Origin of the sequence: Cellulomonas sp. C5510, from assembly GCF_019797765.1 — a bacterium.
Taxonomy (GTDB): domain Bacteria; phylum Actinomycetota; class Actinomycetes; order Actinomycetales; family Cellulomonadaceae; genus Cellulomonas.
Genome location: NZ_CP081862.1, coordinates 2,126,578 through 2,142,976, shown reverse-complemented (window position 1 = coordinate 2,142,976; position 16,399 = coordinate 2,126,578). Strand labels below are relative to the sequence as shown.

Here is a 16,399-nt window from a genome sequence, read left to right as displayed (position 1 = left end):
CGACAACGGGAGCCACCGTGTCCGGAACCGTCGCCGAGCCCATCGGCATCACCGACCCGCCGATCGACCGCCTGCTGGAGCGCGCCGACTCCAAGTACGCGCTGGTCATCTACTCGGCCAAGCGCGCGCGCCAGATCAACGCCTACTACTCCCAGCTCAACGAGGGCCTGCTCGAGTACGTCGGCCCGCTGGTGGAGACCCGCCCGCAGGAGAAGCCGCTGTCCATCGCGATGCGCGAGATCGACGCCGGCCTCCTGACGGTCACCGCCCAGAACCAGGGCTGAGACCCCGGGGCGCGGCGTGCGCATCGTCCTGGGCGTCGCGGGGGGCATCGCCGCGTACAAGGCGGCGCACGTGCTGCGCCTCCTCACCGAGGCGGGCCACGAGGTCCGGGTCGTGCCCACGCGCGCCGCGTTGGAGTTCGTCGGGCGCGCCACGTGGGAGGCCCTGTCCGGGCACCCGGTGACGCCCGAGGTGTTCGACGACGTCGACGAGGTCGCCCACGTGCGCCTCGGGCGGCAGGCCGACCTCGTCGTGGTCGCGCCGGCGACCGCGGACCTGCTCGCGCGTGCCGCCTCCGGCCGCGCCGACGACCTGCTGGCCGCGACGCTGCTGACGGCCACGTGCCCGGTGCTCATGGCGCCGGCCATGCACACCGAGATGTGGCAGCACCCCGCGACGCGTGCGAACGTCGCCACCCTGCGGCAGCGGGGCGTGCACGTGCTCGACCCCGACAGCGGCCGGCTCACCGGTGCCGACAGCGGTCCGGGCCGGCTGCCCGAGCCCGAGGCGGTCGTCGACGCCGCCCTCGCGCTGGTGGACGCCGACGGCACGCCGCGCACTCCCGACCTGCTCGGCCTCACGGTCGTGGTCTCCGCGGGCGGGACCCGCGAGCCGCTGGACCCGGTGCGGTTCCTCGGCAACCGGTCGTCCGGGCGCCAGGGGGTCGCGCTCGCCCGCACGGCGCTGGCCCGCGGCGCGCGCGTCACGCTGGTCGCCGCGAACCTCGCGGTCAGGCCGCCCGCGGGTGTGCGCGTGGTCCCGGTGGAGACGACCGCCGAGCTGCAGGACGCCGTGCGGGAGTGCGCCGTCGACGCCGACGTGGTGGTGATGGCCGCGGCGGTCGCCGACTTCCGCCCCGCCGCCGGCAGCGACCACAAGATCAAGAAGTCCGCCGACGGCACCGTCGCGCCGCTGGAGCTGGTGCAGAACCCGGACGTGCTCGCCGGGCTCGTGGCGGACCCGCCCCGGCCCGGGCAGGTCGTCGTCGGCTTCGCGGCCGAGACGGGGGACGCCACGGGCGACGTGCTGCACCACGGACGCGAGAAGGCGCGCCGCAAGGGAGCGGACCTGCTGGCGGTCAACGCGGTGGGCGGCGGGCTCGGCTTCGGGACCGAGGACAACGCGGTGACCGTGCTGGACGGGTCGGGCGAGGTCGTCGCGCACGTCGAGGGGACCAAGGACGCCGTCGCCGACGGGCTCTGGGACGCGGTGGTCGACAGACTCGGCCGCTGAGCGTCGGCGCGGCCCGATAGCCTGTGCGCATGACCGCCGACATGCGCCTCTTCACGTCCGAGTCCGTCACCGAGGGACACCCGGACAAGGTCTGCGACCAGATCTCGGACGCGATCCTGGACGCGATCCTCGAGCAGGACCCCGGCGCCCGCGTGGCGGTCGAGACGATGGTGACCACCGGCCTCGTGCACGTGGCGGGCGAGGTCACCACGAGCGCCTACGTCGAGATCCCCCAGATCGTCCGGCAGGTGGTGCGCGGGATCGGCTACACCTCCTCGGAGATCGGCTTCGACGCCGACTCCTGCGGCGTCTCGGTGTCCATCGGGCAGCAGTCGCCCGACATCGCGCAGGGTGTCGACAAGGCGTGGGAGTCGCGGCACGACGCGGACGACCACGACCCGCTCGACCTGCAGGGCGCCGGCGACCAGGGCCTCATGTTCGGCTACGCCAGCGACGAGACCCCCGGTCTCATGCCGCTGCCGATCTGGCTGGCCCACCGCCTGGCCGAGCGCCTCGCCGTGGTGCGCAAGGAGGGCGTGGTCCCCGACCTGCGCCCGGACGGCAAGACGCAGGTCACCATCGGCTACGAGGGTGACCGGGCGGTCCGGCTCGACACCGTGGTGCTGTCCACCCAGCACGGCCCGCGCGTGCAGCTCGAGACCCAGCTCGAGCCCGCGATCGCCTCCGAGGTCGTCGCGCCCGTGCTCGCCGAGGCCGGCATCGACCTCGACACCGACGGGTACCGCCTGCTCGTCAACCCGACCGGGCAGTTCGTCGTCGGCGGGCCGCAGGGTGACGCCGGCCTGACCGGTCGCAAGATCATCGTCGACACCTACGGCGGCATGGCGCGCCACGGCGGCGGCGCGTTCTCGGGCAAGGACCCGTCGAAGGTCGACCGCTCCGCGGCGTACGCCATGCGCTGGGTGGCGAAGAACGTCGTCGCGGCCGGGCTGGCGCGGCGGTGCGAGGTGCAGGTGGCGTACGCCATCGGCAAGGCGCACCCCGTGGGGCTGTACGTCGAGACGTTCGGCACCGGCGAGGTCCCCGACGCCCGGCTCACCGCGGCGATCCGCGAGGTGTTCGACCTGCGCCCCGCCGCGATCATCCGCGACCTCGACCTGCTGCGACCCGTGTACCGCCGCACCGCGGCGTACGGGCACTTCGGGCGTGAGCTGCCCGGCTTCACCTGGGAGCGCACGGACCGCGCGGACGCCCTGCGCGCGGCGCTGTCCTGACCGACGTGACCGGCGCCCCGGCGGGCGGGCAACCGGCGGGCGTCCCCGAGCAGCCCGTGCTCGCGGGGCTCGACGCGCCGGCCCGTCCGCGACGGCGCGCCCGGGCCCGGGACGTCGACGTCGAGCCGGCGGGGACGCTGCCGGTCGCCCGTGTGGCCGTGGAGCTCTCGCCGCCGCACCTCGACCGTCCCTTCGAGTACCTGGTCCCCGCGACGCTCGACGCGGCCGCCCGGCCGGGCACGCGCGTCAAGGTGCGGTTCGGGGCGCAGGACGTCGACGGGTACCTGCTGGAGCGCGTCGCCGAGGCCGACCACGACGGCGGACTCGTGCCGTTGCGCCGCGTGGTGTCGCCCGAGCCGGTGCTGACCCCGGCGGTGGCGCGGCTCGCCCGGGCCGTCGCGGACCGGTACGCCGGCACGCTGCCCGACGTGCTGCGGCTCGCGATCCCGCCGCGGCACGCCCGCACGGAGAGCGAGGTGCCCGGCGCCCCGGCGGGCCCGGGTGCCGCCACGGCGCCGGCCGAGCCGGGTGCCGCCACGGCGCCGGCCGAGCCGGGTGCCGTCGTCGACCCGACCGCGCCCGTCGCCGAGCAGCCCGCGCCTGCCGGGGCCGCCTGGGCGCCCTTCCGCGGCGGCCGGGCGTTCCTCGCGCACCTCGCCGCGGGCGGTGCGCCGCGCGCCGCGTGGTCCGCGCTGCCGGGGCCGGCGGGGGAGCGGTGGCCGGACGCCGTGGCGCAGGCCGTCGCCGCGACCCTGTCGAGCGGGCGCGGGGCCCTCGTGGTGGTCCCGGACGCCCGCGACGTCGACCGCGTGTGCGCCGCCCTGGAGGCCGCGGGCGTGCCCGCGTGGACGCCGGACGGCACGGACGCCTCCCACGTGCGGCTCATGGCGGACGACGGCCCGGCACGCCGGTACCGGTCGTACCTCGCGGCGCTGCGGGGGCTCGCGCGGGTGGTGGTCGGCACCCGGGCGGCCGCGTTCGCGCCCGTGCGGGACCTCGGTCTGGCGGTGTGCTGGGACGACGGCGACGACCTGCACGCCGAGCCCCGCGCCCCCTACCCGCACGTGCGCGAGGTGCTGGCACTGCGCTCGGACTCCGAGGGGTGCGCGTTGCTGCTGGCCGCGCACGGCCGGTCGGTCGAGGTGCAGGCGCTCGTCGCGTCCGGCTGGGTGCGCCCCGTGAGCGCCGACCGGGCCGTGGTGCGCGCCCGCACGCCGCGGGTGCGCGCCCTGACGAGCGTCGAGCTGGCCCGCGAGGGCGCCGCGGCCGCCGCCCGGTTGCCGGGGGAGGCGTGGCGCACCATCCGCGAGCGCCTGGCGCACGGTCCCGTGCTCGTGCAGGTGCCGCGGGCCGGCTACCTGCCGGCGGTGGCGTGCGCCCGGTGCCGTCAGGTCGCGCGCTGCGGCCACTGCCACGGCCCGTTGCAGCTGCCGTCCGGGGACGGGACGGCGCAGTGCGGGTGGTGCGGGCGGCTCGCGACGCGGTGGCGGTGCGACGCGTGCGGGAACGGCACGTTCCGGTCGGTGGCCGTCGGGTCGGACCGTACGGCGGAGGAGCTGGGGCGGGCGTTCCCCGGGGCGACGGTGCGCACGTCGGGGGCCCGCTCCGCGGGCGGCGTGCTGGCGGAGGTCCCGGACCGGCCCGCCCTGGTGGTGTCCACCCCGGGTGCCGAGCCGGTCGCGCCGGCCGGCTACGCGGCGGCCGTCCTGCTGGACGCGGCGGTGACGACCGGGTCCACGTCGCTGCGCGCCACGGAGGACGCGCTGCGCCGGTGGCTCGCCGCGGCGGCGCTCGTGCGGGCGGGGTCCGACGGGGGCGTGGTGCTGCTCGTCGGCGACGGGGCCGAGCGCCCGACCCAGGCGCTCGTGCGGTGGGACCCCGCGGGCCTCGCGGAGCGGGAGCTCGCGGAGCGCACGGAGGTCGGCCTGCCGCCGGCGGTCCGCGTGGCGGAGCTGACCGGGACGCGCGAGGTGGTGGCGGGTGTGCTCGCCCGCGTCGAGCTGCCGCCCGGTGCCGACGTGCTGGGCCCGGTGCCGCTGCCGGGCGACGACTCGCTCGACCCGCCCGTGCGCACGCTCGTGCGGGTCCCCGTGGCGGAGGGCCGGGCGCTGGCCCGGTCGCTCGCCGCGTCCCTGGCCGTGCGCAGCGCCCGCCGGGAGGGCGGGACGGTGCGGGTGCGGCTCGACCCGGAGGAGATGCTGTGAGTGGCGCCGTCGACGCGGTGGTGTTCGACCTGGGGAACGTCCTGGTGCGGTGGGACCCCGTCCTGCCGTTCGCGGGGGTGCTGGACGAGGCGGAGGTCGAGCGGTTCTTCGCGGACGTCGGCTTCGCGGAGCTGAACCACCGGCAGGACGCCGGGCGGCCGTGGGCGGAGGCGCGCGCGGAGGTCGCCCGCACCCACCCGGAGCACGTCGCGACGCTCGACCTGTACGTCGAGCGGTTCCCCCTGTCGCTGCCCGGGCCCGTGCCGGGCAGCGCGGCCGTCGTCGACGAGCTGCGGGCCGCCGGCGTCCGGGTGCTGGGGCTGACCAACTGGTCCGCCGAGACGTTCCACCACGCGGCGCCCGCTGCGCCGGTGGTCGACCGGCTCGAGGCCGTGCTCGTGTCGGGCCGTGAGGGGGTCGCCAAGCCGGACCCGCGCGTGTTCCGGCTGCTCGCCGAGCGGCACGGGCTGGTCCCGGCGCGCACGCTGTTCACCGACGACAGCGCGGTGAACGTGGCCGCGGCGGCCACCGAGGGGTTCCAGTCGGTGCTGTTCACCGGCGCGGCGGGGCTGCGCGCCGAGCTGGCCGCCCGCGGGGTCCTGCCCCCGACGGCCTAGGATCGGTGTCCATGCGCCTGCTCTTCGCCGGGACGCCCGCGGTGGCGCTGCCCTCGCTGGACGCCCTGATCGCCTCCCGCCACGAGGTCGTCGCGGTCCTCACGCGGCCCGACGCCCGCGCCGGCCGCGGCCGCACGCTCGCCGCGAGCCCGGTGAAGCAGCGGGCGCTCGACGCGGGGATCGAGGTGCTGACGCCGGCGACCCTGCGGGACGAGGACGTCCGGGCGCGGCTCGCCGAGCTGGCGCCCGACGCCGCTCCCGTCGTGGCGTACGGCAACCTCGTGCCGGCGGCGCTGCTCGACCTGCCGCGGCACGGGTGGGTCAACCTGCACTTCTCGGTGCTGCCGGCCTGGCGGGGTGCGGCCCCGGTGCAGCACGCCGTCATCGCGGGCGACGAGGTGACCGGCGCGAGCACGTTCCGGCTGGAGGCCGGCCTCGACACCGGCCCGGTGTACGGCACGCTCACGGAGACCATCCGCCCGCGCGACACCGCCGGCGACCTGCTGGGGCGCCTGGCGGAGGCCGGTTCCGGGCTGCTGGTGCGGACCCTCGACGCGCTGGAGGAGGGCATCCTCACGCCGGTCCCGCAGCCCGCTGACGGCGTCAGCCTCGCCCCGCGGCTGACCACCGAGGACGCCCGGGTGCGCTGGCAGCACCCCGCGATGGCGGTCGACCGGCGGGTGCGGGGCTGCACCCCGGCCCCGGGCGCGTGGACGACGCTGCCGGACGGGTCCCGGCTGGGTCTCGGCCCGGTGCGGCCGGAGCCCGCGGTGACCGACCTGCGCCCCGGCGAGCTGCGGGCCGGGCGCGGCGAGGTGCTCGTGGGCACCGGCACGCACGCGGTCCGGCTGGAGGAGGTCCGGCCGGCCGGCAAGCGCGCGATGCCCGCGCCGGACTGGGCCCGCGGTGCCCGCCTCGCGCCCGGCACGGTGCTCGGCGAGGACGCGGCGTGAGCGCGGCGCAGGGAGCCCGGGGCCCCCGGGGCGGAAAGGGCGGCCAGGGCACCCAGGGCGGTGGTCGCGGCCCGCGCCGGCGCACCGCGGCAGCACCCGCCGAGCGGCGTCGCGGGACGGATCCGGCGCGGACCGTCGCGTTCGACGTGCTGCGGACGGTCGCCGACTCGGACGCCTACGCCAACCTCGTGCTCCCGCCGCTGCTGCGCGAGCGCGGCATCCGCGGCCGGGACGCCGGCTTCGCCACGGAGCTGGCGTACGGGACGCTGCGGCTGCGCGGCCGGTACGACGCGGTGATCGCGCAGTGCGCCGGCCGCCCCCTGGACCGGGTCGACCCGCCGGTGCTGGACGCGCTGCGCCTCGGCGCGCACCAGCTGCTCGGCATGCGGGTGCCGCCGCACGCGGCGGTGTCGGAGACTGTCGGGCTGGTGCGCGAGCGGGTCGGCGCCGGTCCCGCGCAGTTCGTCAACGCCGTGCTGCGCGCCGTCGCCCGGGAGCCGCTGGACGTCTGGCTGGCGCGGGTCGGCGACGACGCGGCGGCCCAGGAGCAGGGGACCGCGGCGGAGGTCGCCCGCCTGTCCGTGGTGGAGAGCCACCCCGCGTGGGTGACGCGGGCGCTCCGCGAGGCGCTCGTCGGTCACGGGCGCGACGCCGCCGAGCTCCCGGCGCTGCTCGCCGCCGACAACGAGGCGCCCCGCGTGACCCTCGTCGCCCGGCCCGGCCTGGTCCCGCAGGACGAGCTGCTCACCGCGGCCGGGGACGGTGCCGCGCCCGGCCGCTGGGCGCCCACGGCGGTCACCCTCGCGGGCGGCGGCGACCCCGCGGCGCTCGCGCCGGTGCGGGCGGGACGGGCGGGCGTGCAGGACGAGGGCAGCCAGCTCGTGGCGCTCGCCCTCGCGGACGCGCCGCTCGACGGCCCCGACGCCCGCTGGCTCGACCTCTGCGCCGGCCCCGGCGGGAAGGCCGCGCTGCTGGCGGCCCTCGCCGGCGAGCGGGACGCCCGGCTCGTCGCCAACGAGGTGCAGCCGCACCGCGCCCGGCTCGTGCGCCAGGCGCTGGCGGCCGCGCCGGAGGGAGCGGTCGAGGACGTGCGGGTGGGCGACGGGCGCCAGGTCGGCGACGACGAGCCGGGCGGGTACGACCGCGTCCTGCTGGACGCCCCGTGCACCGGGCTGGGCGCGCTGCGCCGGCGCCCGGAGTCGCGCTGGCGGCGCACCCCCGCGGACCTGGCGGCGCTGGGCGCGCTGCAGCGCGAGCTGCTGGCCTCGGCGCTGCGCGCGGTGCGTGTCGGGGGAGTCGTCGCGTACGTGACGTGCTCGCCGGTCCTCGCGGAGACGAGCCTCGCGGTGGTCGACGCGCGCCGCGCCGCCCGCCGGGCGGGCCTGGAGACCGAGGTGCTCGACGCGCCGGCGGTGCTGCACGGCACCGCCCCGGGGCTCGACCTGCCGGCCCGCGAGGACGCGCAGCTCTGGCCGCACGTCCACGGGACGGACGCGATGCACCTCACGCTGCTGCGCCGCACGTCCTGACGGCCGCGCGACCGGTGTCGCGGCCGGGGCTGCGAGCGCGCCGGGCCGGCTCCGGCGGACCCGGGAGGTGCTCGATACCCTGGGAGGCGTGCCCGCACTGATCAGCCCCAGCATCCTGTCCGCCGACTTCGTCAACCTCGAGCGCGACCTGGGCCGCATCGCCCGGGCCGACTACGCGCACGTCGACGTGATGGACAACCACTTCGTCCCGAACCTCACGCTCGGGCTGCCGGTGGTGCGGCGCATCGCCGAGGTGTCTCCGGTGCCGCTCGACGTGCACCTGATGATCGAGGACGCCGACCGGTGGGCGGTGGACTACGCACGGGCGGGCGCGGCCTCGGTGACGTTCCACGCGGAGGCGGCCCAGGCGGCGGTCCGGCTGGCGCGCGAGCTGCGGTCGGCGGGCGCCCGGGCCGGCATCGCGCTGCGGCCCGCGAGCCCCGTGGAGCCCCTGCTGGACCTGCTGCCGGAGTTCGACATGGTGCTGGTCATGACGGTCGAGCCCGGGTTCGGCGGGCAGTCCTTCATCGAGGGGACGCTGCCCAAGATCCGCCGCCTCCGGGCCGCGATCGAGGAGCAGGGGGCCGCGACGTGGGTGCAGGTGGACGGGGGCGTCTCGCGCGACACGATCGCGGCGGTGGCCGAGGCGGGCGCGAACGTGTTCGTGGCGGGGTCGGCCGTGTACGGGGCGCCGGACGTCGCGGCGGAGATCGACGCCCTGCGGGGGCTCGCGGACGAGGCCCTGGCGCGGCGCTGACCCGGGGCCCCGCCGTCGCCGGGCCGCAGCCGTGGCGCGCGGCGTCCGCGGCCCGGTGCGGGACGAACGGCCGTCCCGGCGGGAATGCCGGCTGTGGCATCATCGTTGCCGAAGTACACACACGTGCTCCGGGGTCGGTGCAATTCCGAGCCGGCGGTGACAGTCCGCGACCCGCAAGCGCCTCGGCGTGAGCGGTTGACCTGGTGGAACTCCAGGACCGACGGTGACAGTCCGGATGGGAGGAGACGTGGCGGCGTGCTCGGCGTGAGCCGGGTGCGCCGTGGTCGTCGTGCACCAGCGCGCCGCCCGCACCCCGGAGCCTGACGGCGACGGAGGGAGCGGGGCGGTGGAGGCCACGGCGGTCGAGCGGGACGCGATGCGGCGTGCCCTCGACCTCGCGCGCCGCGGTCCGGCCCACGGACCGAACCCCCGCGTGGGGTGCGTCCTGCTCGGTCCGGAGGGCAGTGTCCTGGGCGAGGGCTGGCACCGCGGCGCGGGCACCGCGCACGCGGAGGTCGCCGCCCTCGCCGCCGCCCGCGAGCGCGGCGCCGACGTCCGGGGCGCGACGGCCGTCGTCACCCTCGAGCCCTGCGACCACACCGGCCGCACCGGACCCTGCTCGCGCGCCCTCGTCGACGCGGGCGTGCGTCGGGTCGTCGTGGCGGTCGCGGACCCGAACCCGGACGCCGCCGGGGGAGCGGCCCGCCTGCGGTCCGCGGGAGTCGACGTGGTCGTCGACGTCGAGGCGGCGGCGGGGCGCGCGCTGCTGCGCCCGTGGCTGGTCGCGGTGGGGCGCAGCCGACCGTTCGTCACGCTCAAGACCGCGGCCACGCTGGACGGCCGGGTCGCCGCGGCTGACGGCACGTCGCGGTGGATCACCTCCCAGCAGGCGCGCGCCCACGCCCACGCGCTGCGCGCCGAGGTCGACGCGATGGTGGTGGGGACCGGGACGGCGCTGGCCGACGACCCCGCGCTCACCGCCCGCACGCCCGACGGCGCGCTCACCGCCCACCAGCCGCTGCGCGTCGTCGTCGGCGAGCGCGCGCTGCCCCCGGGGGGCCGGCTCGCGGGACCGGGCGGCGAGGTCGTGCACCTGCGCACCCGCGACCCTCGGGAGGTCCTCGCCGCGCTCCACGCCCGCGAGGTGCGGCACGTGCTCGTCGAGGGCGGGCCGACGCTCGCCGCGGCGTTCCTGCGCGCCGGCGTCGTCGACGAGGTGCACGCCTACGTCGCACCGGTCCTGCTCGGGGCCGGGCGCAGCGCCGTCGGCGACCTCGGCGTCGGGACCATCGGGGACGCGATCCGGCTGCACCCGCGCGAGGTGCTGCCGCTGGGGCCCGACGTGCTCGTCGTGGCCGACACCGAGGAGGAGGACGGCTGATGTTCACCGGCATCGTGGAGGAGGTCGGCGCCGTGGTCGCGCTCGACCTGGCGCCCGGCACGCAGGGAGCCGCGGACGGCGGCGACGGCGACGCCCGGCTGACCGTGCGGGGCCCGCTGGTGGTGTCCGACGCCGCGCTCGGCGACTCGATCGCCGTCGGCGGGGTCTGCCTCACGGTCGCGGTGCTGCCGGGGGACGGCACCTTCGTCGTCGACGTCATGCCGGAGACCCTGCGCCGCACCGCCCTGGGCGACCTGCGGCCGGGGGACCCCGTGAACCTGGAGCGCGCCGTGCGGGCGGACGCGCGGCTCGGCGGGCACGTGGTCCAGGGGCACGTCGACGGCGTGGGCACGGTCCGCCGGCGCACGCCCGGACCGCGCTGGGACGAGATGGAGATCGCCCTGGACCCGGCGCTCGCCCGGTACGTCGCGGAGAAGGGCTCGGTGGCGGTGGCCGGGGTCTCCCTCACGGTGACCGCGGTCGGCCCGGACTGGTTCGGCGTCTCGCTGATCCCGACCACGCTCGCCGCGACCACGCTCGGGCGCGCCGCGCCGGGCACCCGCGTGAACCTGGAGGTCGACGTGCTGGCCAAGTACGTGGAGCGGCTGCTGACCGCAGGGGCGGTCGCGGGCGCCGCGCCGGTCGAGGGAGGTGCACGGTGAGCGCCGCCACCGCCGGCGAGGACGTCGTGCTCGGCACCGTCGAGCAGGCGCTGGCCGAGCTGCGCGCGGGCCGGCCGGTGCTCGTGGCGGACTCCCCGGACCGCGAGAACGAGGCGGACGTCATCCTGGCCGCGGACCGGGCCACGCCCGCGTGGGTCGCCTGGACCATCCGCCACTCCTCGGGCTACCTGTGCGCCCCCATGACCGGTGCCCGCGCCGACGCCCTCGACCTGCCGCTGATGGTGCCGCAGAGCCAGGACCCCCGGCGCACCGCCTACACGGTCACCGTCGACGCGGCGCACGGCGTCACGACGGGCATCTCCGCGGCCGACCGCACGCAGACCCTGCGCGTGCTGTCGGACCCGGCGTCCGGGAGGGAGGACCTGATCCGGCCTGGGCACGTCCTGCCGCTGCGCGCGGTGCCGGGCGGCGTGCTGCACCGCGCGGGCCACACGGAGGCCGCCGTCGACCTGTGCCGGCTGGCGGGCGTCGAGCCGGTCGCCGCGATCGCCGAGCTGGTGAACGACGACGGCACGATGATGCGGCTCCCGCAGACCGCCGCCCTGGCGCGCGAGCACGGGCTGGTGGTGCTGACGATCGCCGACCTCATCGCGTGGCGTACCGCGCACGGCGACCTGCCCTCCGAACCGGCGCCGGGCCCCGACGCGGCGGCGACCGCGCCGGAGCGGCGGGTGCACCGGGCGCACACCGCCCAGCTGCCCACGCGGCACGGCGCGTTCACGGTGCACGCGTACCGGGACCTGAGGACCGGCGCGGAGCACGTGGCGCTCGTCGCGGCGACCGGCCTGGTCGAGCAGCCCGTGGTGCGGGTCCACTCCGAGTGCCTGACGGGGGACGCGTTCGGCTCCGAGCGGTGCGACTGCGGCCCGCAGCTCGACGCGGCCCTGGCGCTCGCCGCCCGCGACGGCGGCGCCGTGGTCTACCTGCGTGGCCACGAGGGCCGGGGCATCGGCCTCGTCGCGAAGATCGGCGCCTACGCGCTGCAGGACGCCGGGCGGGACACGGTCGAGGCGAACCTCGACCTCGGCTGGCCGGCCGACCGGCGGGAGTACGGCGCCGCCGCGGCGATCCTCGAGGACCTGGGCGCCCGCCGCATCACCCTGCTCACGAACAACCCGGCGAAGGTCGCCGGCCTGACCGCGCACGGCATCGAGGTCGCGGAGGTCCGCGGCCTGGAGGTCGGGCGCACCCCCCACAACGAGACCTACCTGCGCACCAAGGCCCGGGCGATGGGACACCTCCTGCCCGGCCTCGACCACACCCCGGAGGACCCACGATGAGCGGCAGCGGCGCACCCCAGATCACCACGGACGGCACCGGCCTGCGCGTCGTCGTCGTCGCGGCCTCCTGGCACACCACCGTCATGGACGGCCTCCTCGCGGGCGCGCGGCGGGCGCTGGCCGCGGCCCACGTCGAGGACGTCCGCGAGATCCGCGTCCCCGGGACGTTCGAGCTGCCCGTCGCCGCGGCCCGGGTCGCCCGCAGCGGCGAGGCGGACGCCGTGGTCGCGCTCGGGGTCGTCATCCGTGGCGGTACGCCGCACTTCGAGTACGTCTGCCAGGCGGCCACCTCGGGCCTCACCGACGTCGCCGTGGCGACGGGGGTCCCCGTCGGCTTCGGCGTCCTCACGTGCGACGACGAGGCCCAGGCGCTGGACCGAGCCGGCCTGCCCGGGTCGCGCGAGGACAAGGGCGCCGAGGCGGCCGAGGCGGCCGTCGCCACGGTGGCCGCCCTCCGCGCGCTGTGAACCTGGTCACCTGGCTGTTCGACGCGCAGCTCGTCGTCGCCGGCCACCCCGTCCTGTGGCGCGAGGTCGTCGGCAACCTGTTCGGTCTCGCCTCCGCGCTCGGCGGCCTGCGGCGGCGGATCTGGGCGTGGCCGGTGGGCATCGTCGGCAACGTCCTGCTGTTCACGGTGTTCCTCGGCGGGGTGTTCCACACCCCGCAGGCCCGCGACCTCTACGGGCAGGCCGGCCGGCAGGTGTTCTTCGTCGCGGTCGCGGTGTACGGCTGGGTGCGGTGGTCCCGCACGCGGCGGGCGGCGCGCGAGCACGGTGCGCCGGACGCGCCGGCGGTCGTCCCGCGGTGGGCCGGGCGTTCCGGGTGGGTGCAGATCATCGGCATCGGCGTGGTCGGGACCGTGGTCTGCGCGCTCGTGTTCGACGCGCTCGGGTCCTGGGGCCCGTGGGCGGACGCGTGGATCTTCGTCGGCTCGTTGCTCGCCACGTACGGCATGGCCCGCGGCTGGATCGAGTTCTGGCTGATCTGGATCGCGGTGGACGCGGTGGGCGTGCCGCTGCTGCTCAGCGCCGGGTACTACCCCTCGGCGGTGCTGTACCTGGTGTACGCCGGGGTGGTGCTGTCCGGGTTCGTCGTGTGGTGGCGCGCCCGGAGCGGGGAGACGCCGCAGCAGGTCACCGCCGCGGCCGGCGTGGCGGGCTGACACCGTGGCGGCGCCCACGGACCGCCCGCGGGTGCCGCCGCCGGCGCCGTCCCGGGGAGCGGTCGCCGCGGGGGGTGCGTGCCCGCGACCGTCTACCCTGACGGGCGTGAAGACGTTCGACGCGCTGTTCGCTGAGCTGACCGAGAAGGCGACCACCCGGCCCGCCGGCTCCGGGACCGTCCGGGAGCTCGACGCCGGGGTCCATGCGATCGGCAAGAAGATCGTCGAGGAGGCGGCCGAGGTCTGGATGGCCGCGGAGCACGAGGGGGACCACCGCACCGCCGAGGAGATCTCCCAGCTCCTGTACCACCTGCAGGTGCTCATGGTCGCGAAGGGCCTGACCCTCGACGACGTGTACGCGCACCTGTGACCCGCCCCTGCCGCACCACCGACCTGAGGACCCCCCTGTGCTGAGGATCGCCGTCCCGAACAAGGGCTCGCTCGCCGAGCCCGCCGCCGAGATGCTGCGCGAGGCGGGCTACCGCCAGCGCCGCGACTCCCGCGAGCTCGTCCTGCCCGACGCCGACAACGGCGTCGAGTTCTTCTTCCTGCGCCCGCGCGACATCGCGGTGTACGTCGGGACCGGCACCGTCGACGTCGGCATCACCGGCCGCGACCTGCTGCTGGACTCGGGCTCGCCCGCGACGGAGCACCTGCCGCTCGGGTTCGCGCGCTCGACGTTCCGGTTCGCGACGCAGGCCGGCACCATGAACGACGTCCGCGAGGTGGCCGGACGGCGCGTCGCGACGTCCTACCCGGTGCTCGTCGGGCAGTACCTGACGGCGCAGGGCGTGGAGCCGGCCGAGGTCGTGCGCCTGGACGGAGCGGTCGAGACGGCCATCCGGCTCGGGGTCGCGGACGTCATCGCCGACGTCGTCGAGACCGGCACGACCCTGCGCGCCGCGGGCCTCGACGTCTTCGGGGCACCGATCCTGACCTCGGAGGCCGTCCTGGTGCGGCGTGCCGACGGCCCGGAGCCCGCGGGTCTCGACGTGCTGACCCGGCGGCTGCAGGGTGTGCTGACCGCCCGCGAGTACGTCCTCATGGACTACGACGTCCCGATGGAGCTCGTCGACCGGGCCGTGGCCGTGACGCCCGGCCTGGAGTCACCGACCGTCTCCCCCCTGCACAACACCGACTGGGCCGCCGTGCGGGTCATGGTGCGGCGCAGCGAGACGAACAAGGTCATGGACGCCCTGTACGACGTGGGCGCCCGGGCGATCCTCGTGACGTCGATCCACGCCTGCCGGCTGTAGGGGGGCACCGCGTGCCGGGACCGGGGGACGGCGGGACGACACCGGACGGCGCGCCGTCCGGGAGGGCGCTGGACGACGTGTTCAGGCCGCGGGCCGCGCGCTGGGTGACGGTCGTCCTGGCGGCGCTCGTCGCGGTGGCCACGGTGCTGCTGCTCGTGCTGCTGCCGGGGACGGGCCTGGTCGGGCTCGGTGTCGGGGACCGGCTCGGCATCGGCCTGCTCGGTGCCGCCATCGTGTGGTTCTGCTGGCGCCAGGCGACCGTCTCCGCGACCCCGACGCCCGAGGGCCTGCGGGTGCGCAACCTCGCCACCACCCGCACGGTCCCGTGGGCGCAGATCGTCTGGGTGAGGTTCGGCGAGGGCCGGCCCTGGGTGCAGCTCGACCTGGACGACGGCGACACGCTGGCGGTGATGGGCGTGCAGCGGGCCGACGGCGAGCTCGCGCAGCGCGAGGCGCGCCGCCTGGCGACGCTGGTCGCGTCCCGGACGCGGACCGCGCGCGACGACTGACCGGTCGGCGCTCCACCGCCCCGGTCCGTCGACCCGGCCCGTCAGACCGGCGCGTCAGACCTGCGGAGCGGGCCAGTCGTCGACGCCCCGTGCGAGCCGCGCGGCGTGCACGCCGGCCGCGGCCGCCGCGAGGAACGCCGCCGGGTCCTGGGCGAGCCCGCGGCCCATCGTGGAGAGCCGGACGGGGGACGCACCGAGCGCGGTCAGCAGGTCCGCGCCCGCCGGGACCTCGACCAGCCGGTGGCGGCCGGCGGGGGCCCCCAGCGCGAGCGCCTGCTGCCGCACCCGCCGCCCGACCGCCGCCAGGTGGGCACCGGGGTGCTCCTCGGCGTCCGGGACCGCGACGCCTGCCGGCGCCTCCCCGGCGCGCGGGCCGGCACCGTCCTCGGCCGGTGCCGCCGGGTCGAAGACGGGCACCACGACGTCCGCGGGGGCGAGGGCCACGCGCCCGTACGCGGTCAGCGAGTGGTGCGACACCCCGAGGTGCCGCTCCCGGGCGTCCGCGCCGGACACCCGCAGCGAGGCGACGGGCCGGCCGCCGAGCACGGCTGCGGCGTTCACGGCCTCCCCGGCGGCGACGCCCGAGAAGCCCCAGCGCGTCCCGGTGCCCAGGTTGCCGGGACCCTGCGCCACCACCACGACGTCGGCCCGCACGACGTGGCGTGCGGCGAGCAGGGCGGTGTGCACGGTGACGGCCTCGAGGTCGCCGCCGAACGCCTGCCCGGCGGTCAGGCACGAGGCGATCCAGCCGGCGTCCCGCAGGCCGGCCACCGCACGCGAGAACCACGCCGGCAGGGCGCCGCCGTCGGACATCACGTACGCGACGCGCAGCGGCTCGCCACCGTGGCCGCCCGTCGACGCGTCGGCGTACCGGACGCCGGCGACGACCGCCGGCAGGGCGGAGTGCAGGTCGGCGACGACGACCGGCAGCCCCGCCAGGTCGTCGGCGTCGCGCAGCACGTCGTGGTGCGGCGACTCCTGGTCGTCGACGCCGAGCACCATCGCCTGCAGCGGCGTGTAGCGGGCCTTCACCAGGTGGCCCGGCCCTGACTGCGGGTCGGCGGGCAGCCGGTCCGCCGTGCCGGGCGCGACCACGAGGGCGTACCCGCCGGTCCCGAGCCCCCGGGCGAGCGCCGAGACGTTCAGCAGCACCCGGTCCCCGGGCCGCGGCGAGCCGACCAGGGCCGGGTAGGCCAGCGCCCGCACCACCACCGGGTCGGGGCCGCTCACGCCGTCCTCGACGACGACGGACAGCTCGACGGCACCCGGCCACGCGCGTCCGACCGACTCCACCACACCCGAGCGCCATGTGATCACC

Annotated in this window: 17 protein-coding genes and 1 riboswitch; of the genes, 16 read left to right on the top strand and 1 reads right to left on the bottom strand. The window is 77.6% G+C overall.

Annotated features, from left to right (window positions below):
* The first annotated feature begins 17 nt into the window (after nucleotides 1–17).
* The 16 genes from rpoZ to K5O09_RS09950 all read left to right on the top strand — a co-directional run bounded on the left by rpoZ (nucleotide 18) and on the right by K5O09_RS09950 (nucleotide 15,081).
* The gene (rpoZ, locus tag K5O09_RS10025) at nucleotides 18–284 is read left to right on the top strand and encodes a DNA-directed RNA polymerase subunit omega (protein WP_222169430.1); all 267 of its coding nucleotides are present in this window, start codon (nucleotides 18–20) and stop codon (nucleotides 282–284) included.
* A gap of 16 nt (nucleotides 285–300) precedes the next feature.
* A complete protein-coding gene (coaBC, locus tag K5O09_RS10020) occupies nucleotides 301–1,515 on the top strand; it encodes a bifunctional phosphopantothenoylcysteine decarboxylase/phosphopantothenate--cysteine ligase CoaBC (RefSeq protein WP_222169429.1) in 1,215 nt (404 codons plus the stop codon).
* A gap of 29 nt (nucleotides 1,516–1,544) precedes the next feature.
* Nucleotides 1,545–2,750 carry a methionine adenosyltransferase gene (metK, locus tag K5O09_RS10015; protein WP_222169428.1) on the top strand — a complete coding sequence of 402 codons (1,206 nt, stop codon included), beginning with the start codon at nucleotides 1,545–1,547 and terminating at the stop codon, nucleotides 2,748–2,750.
* 5 nt (nucleotides 2,751–2,755) lie between these two features.
* Nucleotides 2,756–4,954: a primosomal protein N' gene (locus K5O09_RS10010; protein WP_222169427.1), complete on the top strand. Its 2,199-nt coding sequence runs from the start codon at nucleotides 2,756–2,758 to the stop codon at nucleotides 4,952–4,954.
* On the top strand, nucleotides 4,951–5,571 hold the full coding sequence (locus K5O09_RS10005) for an HAD family phosphatase (protein ID WP_222169426.1): 621 nt from the start codon (nucleotides 4,951–4,953) through the stop codon (nucleotides 5,569–5,571). Before K5O09_RS10010 ends, K5O09_RS10005 begins: the two co-directional genes overlap by 4 nt.
* An 11-nt stretch (nucleotides 5,572–5,582) precedes the next feature.
* Nucleotides 5,583–6,524, top strand: a complete 942-nt coding sequence (gene fmt, locus K5O09_RS10000) for a methionyl-tRNA formyltransferase (protein WP_222169425.1) — start codon at nucleotides 5,583–5,585, stop codon at nucleotides 6,522–6,524.
* Nucleotides 6,521–8,053, top strand: coding sequence for an RsmB/NOP family class I SAM-dependent RNA methyltransferase (locus tag K5O09_RS09995; protein WP_222169424.1), 1,533 nt, complete (start codon nucleotides 6,521–6,523; stop codon nucleotides 8,051–8,053). Before fmt ends, K5O09_RS09995 begins: the two co-directional genes overlap by 4 nt.
* 88 nt (nucleotides 8,054–8,141) lie before the next feature.
* On the top strand, nucleotides 8,142–8,810 hold the full coding sequence (rpe, locus tag K5O09_RS09990; protein ID WP_222169423.1) for a ribulose-phosphate 3-epimerase: 669 nt from the start codon (nucleotides 8,142–8,144) through the stop codon (nucleotides 8,808–8,810).
* A 119-nt stretch (nucleotides 8,811–8,929) separates the two neighbouring features.
* A riboswitch (FMN riboswitch) is annotated at nucleotides 8,930–9,061 on the top strand.
* Nucleotides 9,062–9,186: 125 nt separating this feature from the next.
* Nucleotides 9,187–10,191 (top strand): bifunctional diaminohydroxyphosphoribosylaminopyrimidine deaminase/5-amino-6-(5-phosphoribosylamino)uracil reductase RibD, encoded by a 1,005-nt coding sequence (gene ribD, locus K5O09_RS09985; RefSeq protein ID WP_222172711.1) that lies wholly within the window; start codon nucleotides 9,187–9,189, stop codon nucleotides 10,189–10,191.
* A complete protein-coding gene (locus K5O09_RS09980) occupies nucleotides 10,191–10,853 on the top strand; it encodes a riboflavin synthase (RefSeq protein ID WP_222169422.1) in 663 nt (220 codons plus the stop codon). The genes ribD and K5O09_RS09980 overlap by 1 nt, the downstream gene beginning before the upstream one ends.
* A complete protein-coding gene (gene ribB / locus K5O09_RS09975) occupies nucleotides 10,850–12,154 on the top strand; it encodes a 3,4-dihydroxy-2-butanone-4-phosphate synthase (RefSeq protein WP_222169421.1) in 1,305 nt (434 codons plus the stop codon). The genes K5O09_RS09980 and ribB overlap by 4 nt, the downstream gene beginning before the upstream one ends.
* The gene (gene ribH / locus K5O09_RS09970) at nucleotides 12,151–12,621 is read left to right on the top strand and encodes a 6,7-dimethyl-8-ribityllumazine synthase (protein WP_222169420.1); all 471 of its coding nucleotides are present in this window, start codon (nucleotides 12,151–12,153) and stop codon (nucleotides 12,619–12,621) included. The genes ribB and ribH overlap by 4 nt, the downstream gene beginning before the upstream one ends.
* On the top strand, nucleotides 12,618–13,316 hold the full coding sequence (gene pnuC / locus K5O09_RS09965) for a nicotinamide riboside transporter PnuC (protein ID WP_222169419.1): 699 nt from the start codon (nucleotides 12,618–12,620) through the stop codon (nucleotides 13,314–13,316). Before ribH ends, pnuC begins: the two co-directional genes overlap by 4 nt.
* A gap of 106 nt (nucleotides 13,317–13,422) precedes the next feature.
* Nucleotides 13,423–13,686: a phosphoribosyl-ATP diphosphatase gene (locus K5O09_RS09960; protein WP_222169418.1), complete on the top strand. Its 264-nt coding sequence runs from the start codon at nucleotides 13,423–13,425 to the stop codon at nucleotides 13,684–13,686.
* A 37-nt stretch (nucleotides 13,687–13,723) separates the two neighbouring features.
* Entirely contained in the window at nucleotides 13,724–14,572 is an 849-nt protein-coding gene (hisG, locus tag K5O09_RS09955; RefSeq protein ID WP_222169417.1) for an ATP phosphoribosyltransferase, read from the top strand.
* An 11-nt stretch (nucleotides 14,573–14,583) separates the two neighbouring features.
* A complete protein-coding gene (locus tag K5O09_RS09950) occupies nucleotides 14,584–15,081 on the top strand; it encodes a PH domain-containing protein (RefSeq protein ID WP_255595205.1) in 498 nt (165 codons plus the stop codon).
* Nucleotides 15,082–15,135: 54 nt separating this feature from the next.
* On the opposite strand, the gene K5O09_RS09945 is transcribed toward K5O09_RS09950, so the two are convergent.
* Complete coding sequence (locus K5O09_RS09945) at nucleotides 15,136–16,398, bottom strand: DUF3866 family protein (RefSeq protein WP_222169416.1); 1,263 nt, start codon at nucleotides 16,396–16,398, stop codon at nucleotides 15,136–15,138.
* Nucleotide 16,399 lies beyond the last annotated feature (1 nt).

What these genes read in the sequence shown, in the direction of transcription:
- metK (WP_222169428.1), top strand. Translation starts at nt 1,545, where the DNA reads ATGACCGCCGACATGCGCCTCTTCACGTCCGAGTCCGTCACCGAGGGA.
- fmt (WP_222169425.1), top strand. Translation starts at nt 5,583, where the DNA reads ATGCGCCTGCTCTTCGCCGGGACGCCCGCGGTGGCGCTGCCCTCGCTG.
- ribD (WP_222172711.1), top strand. Translation starts at nt 9,187, where the DNA reads ATGCGGCGTGCCCTCGACCTCGCGCGCCGCGGTCCGGCCCACGGACCG.
- K5O09_RS09980 (WP_222169422.1), top strand. Translation starts at nt 10,191, where the DNA reads ATGTTCACCGGCATCGTGGAGGAGGTCGGCGCCGTGGTCGCGCTCGAC.
- ribH (WP_222169420.1), top strand. Translation starts at nt 12,151, where the DNA reads ATGAGCGGCAGCGGCGCACCCCAGATCACCACGGACGGCACCGGCCTG.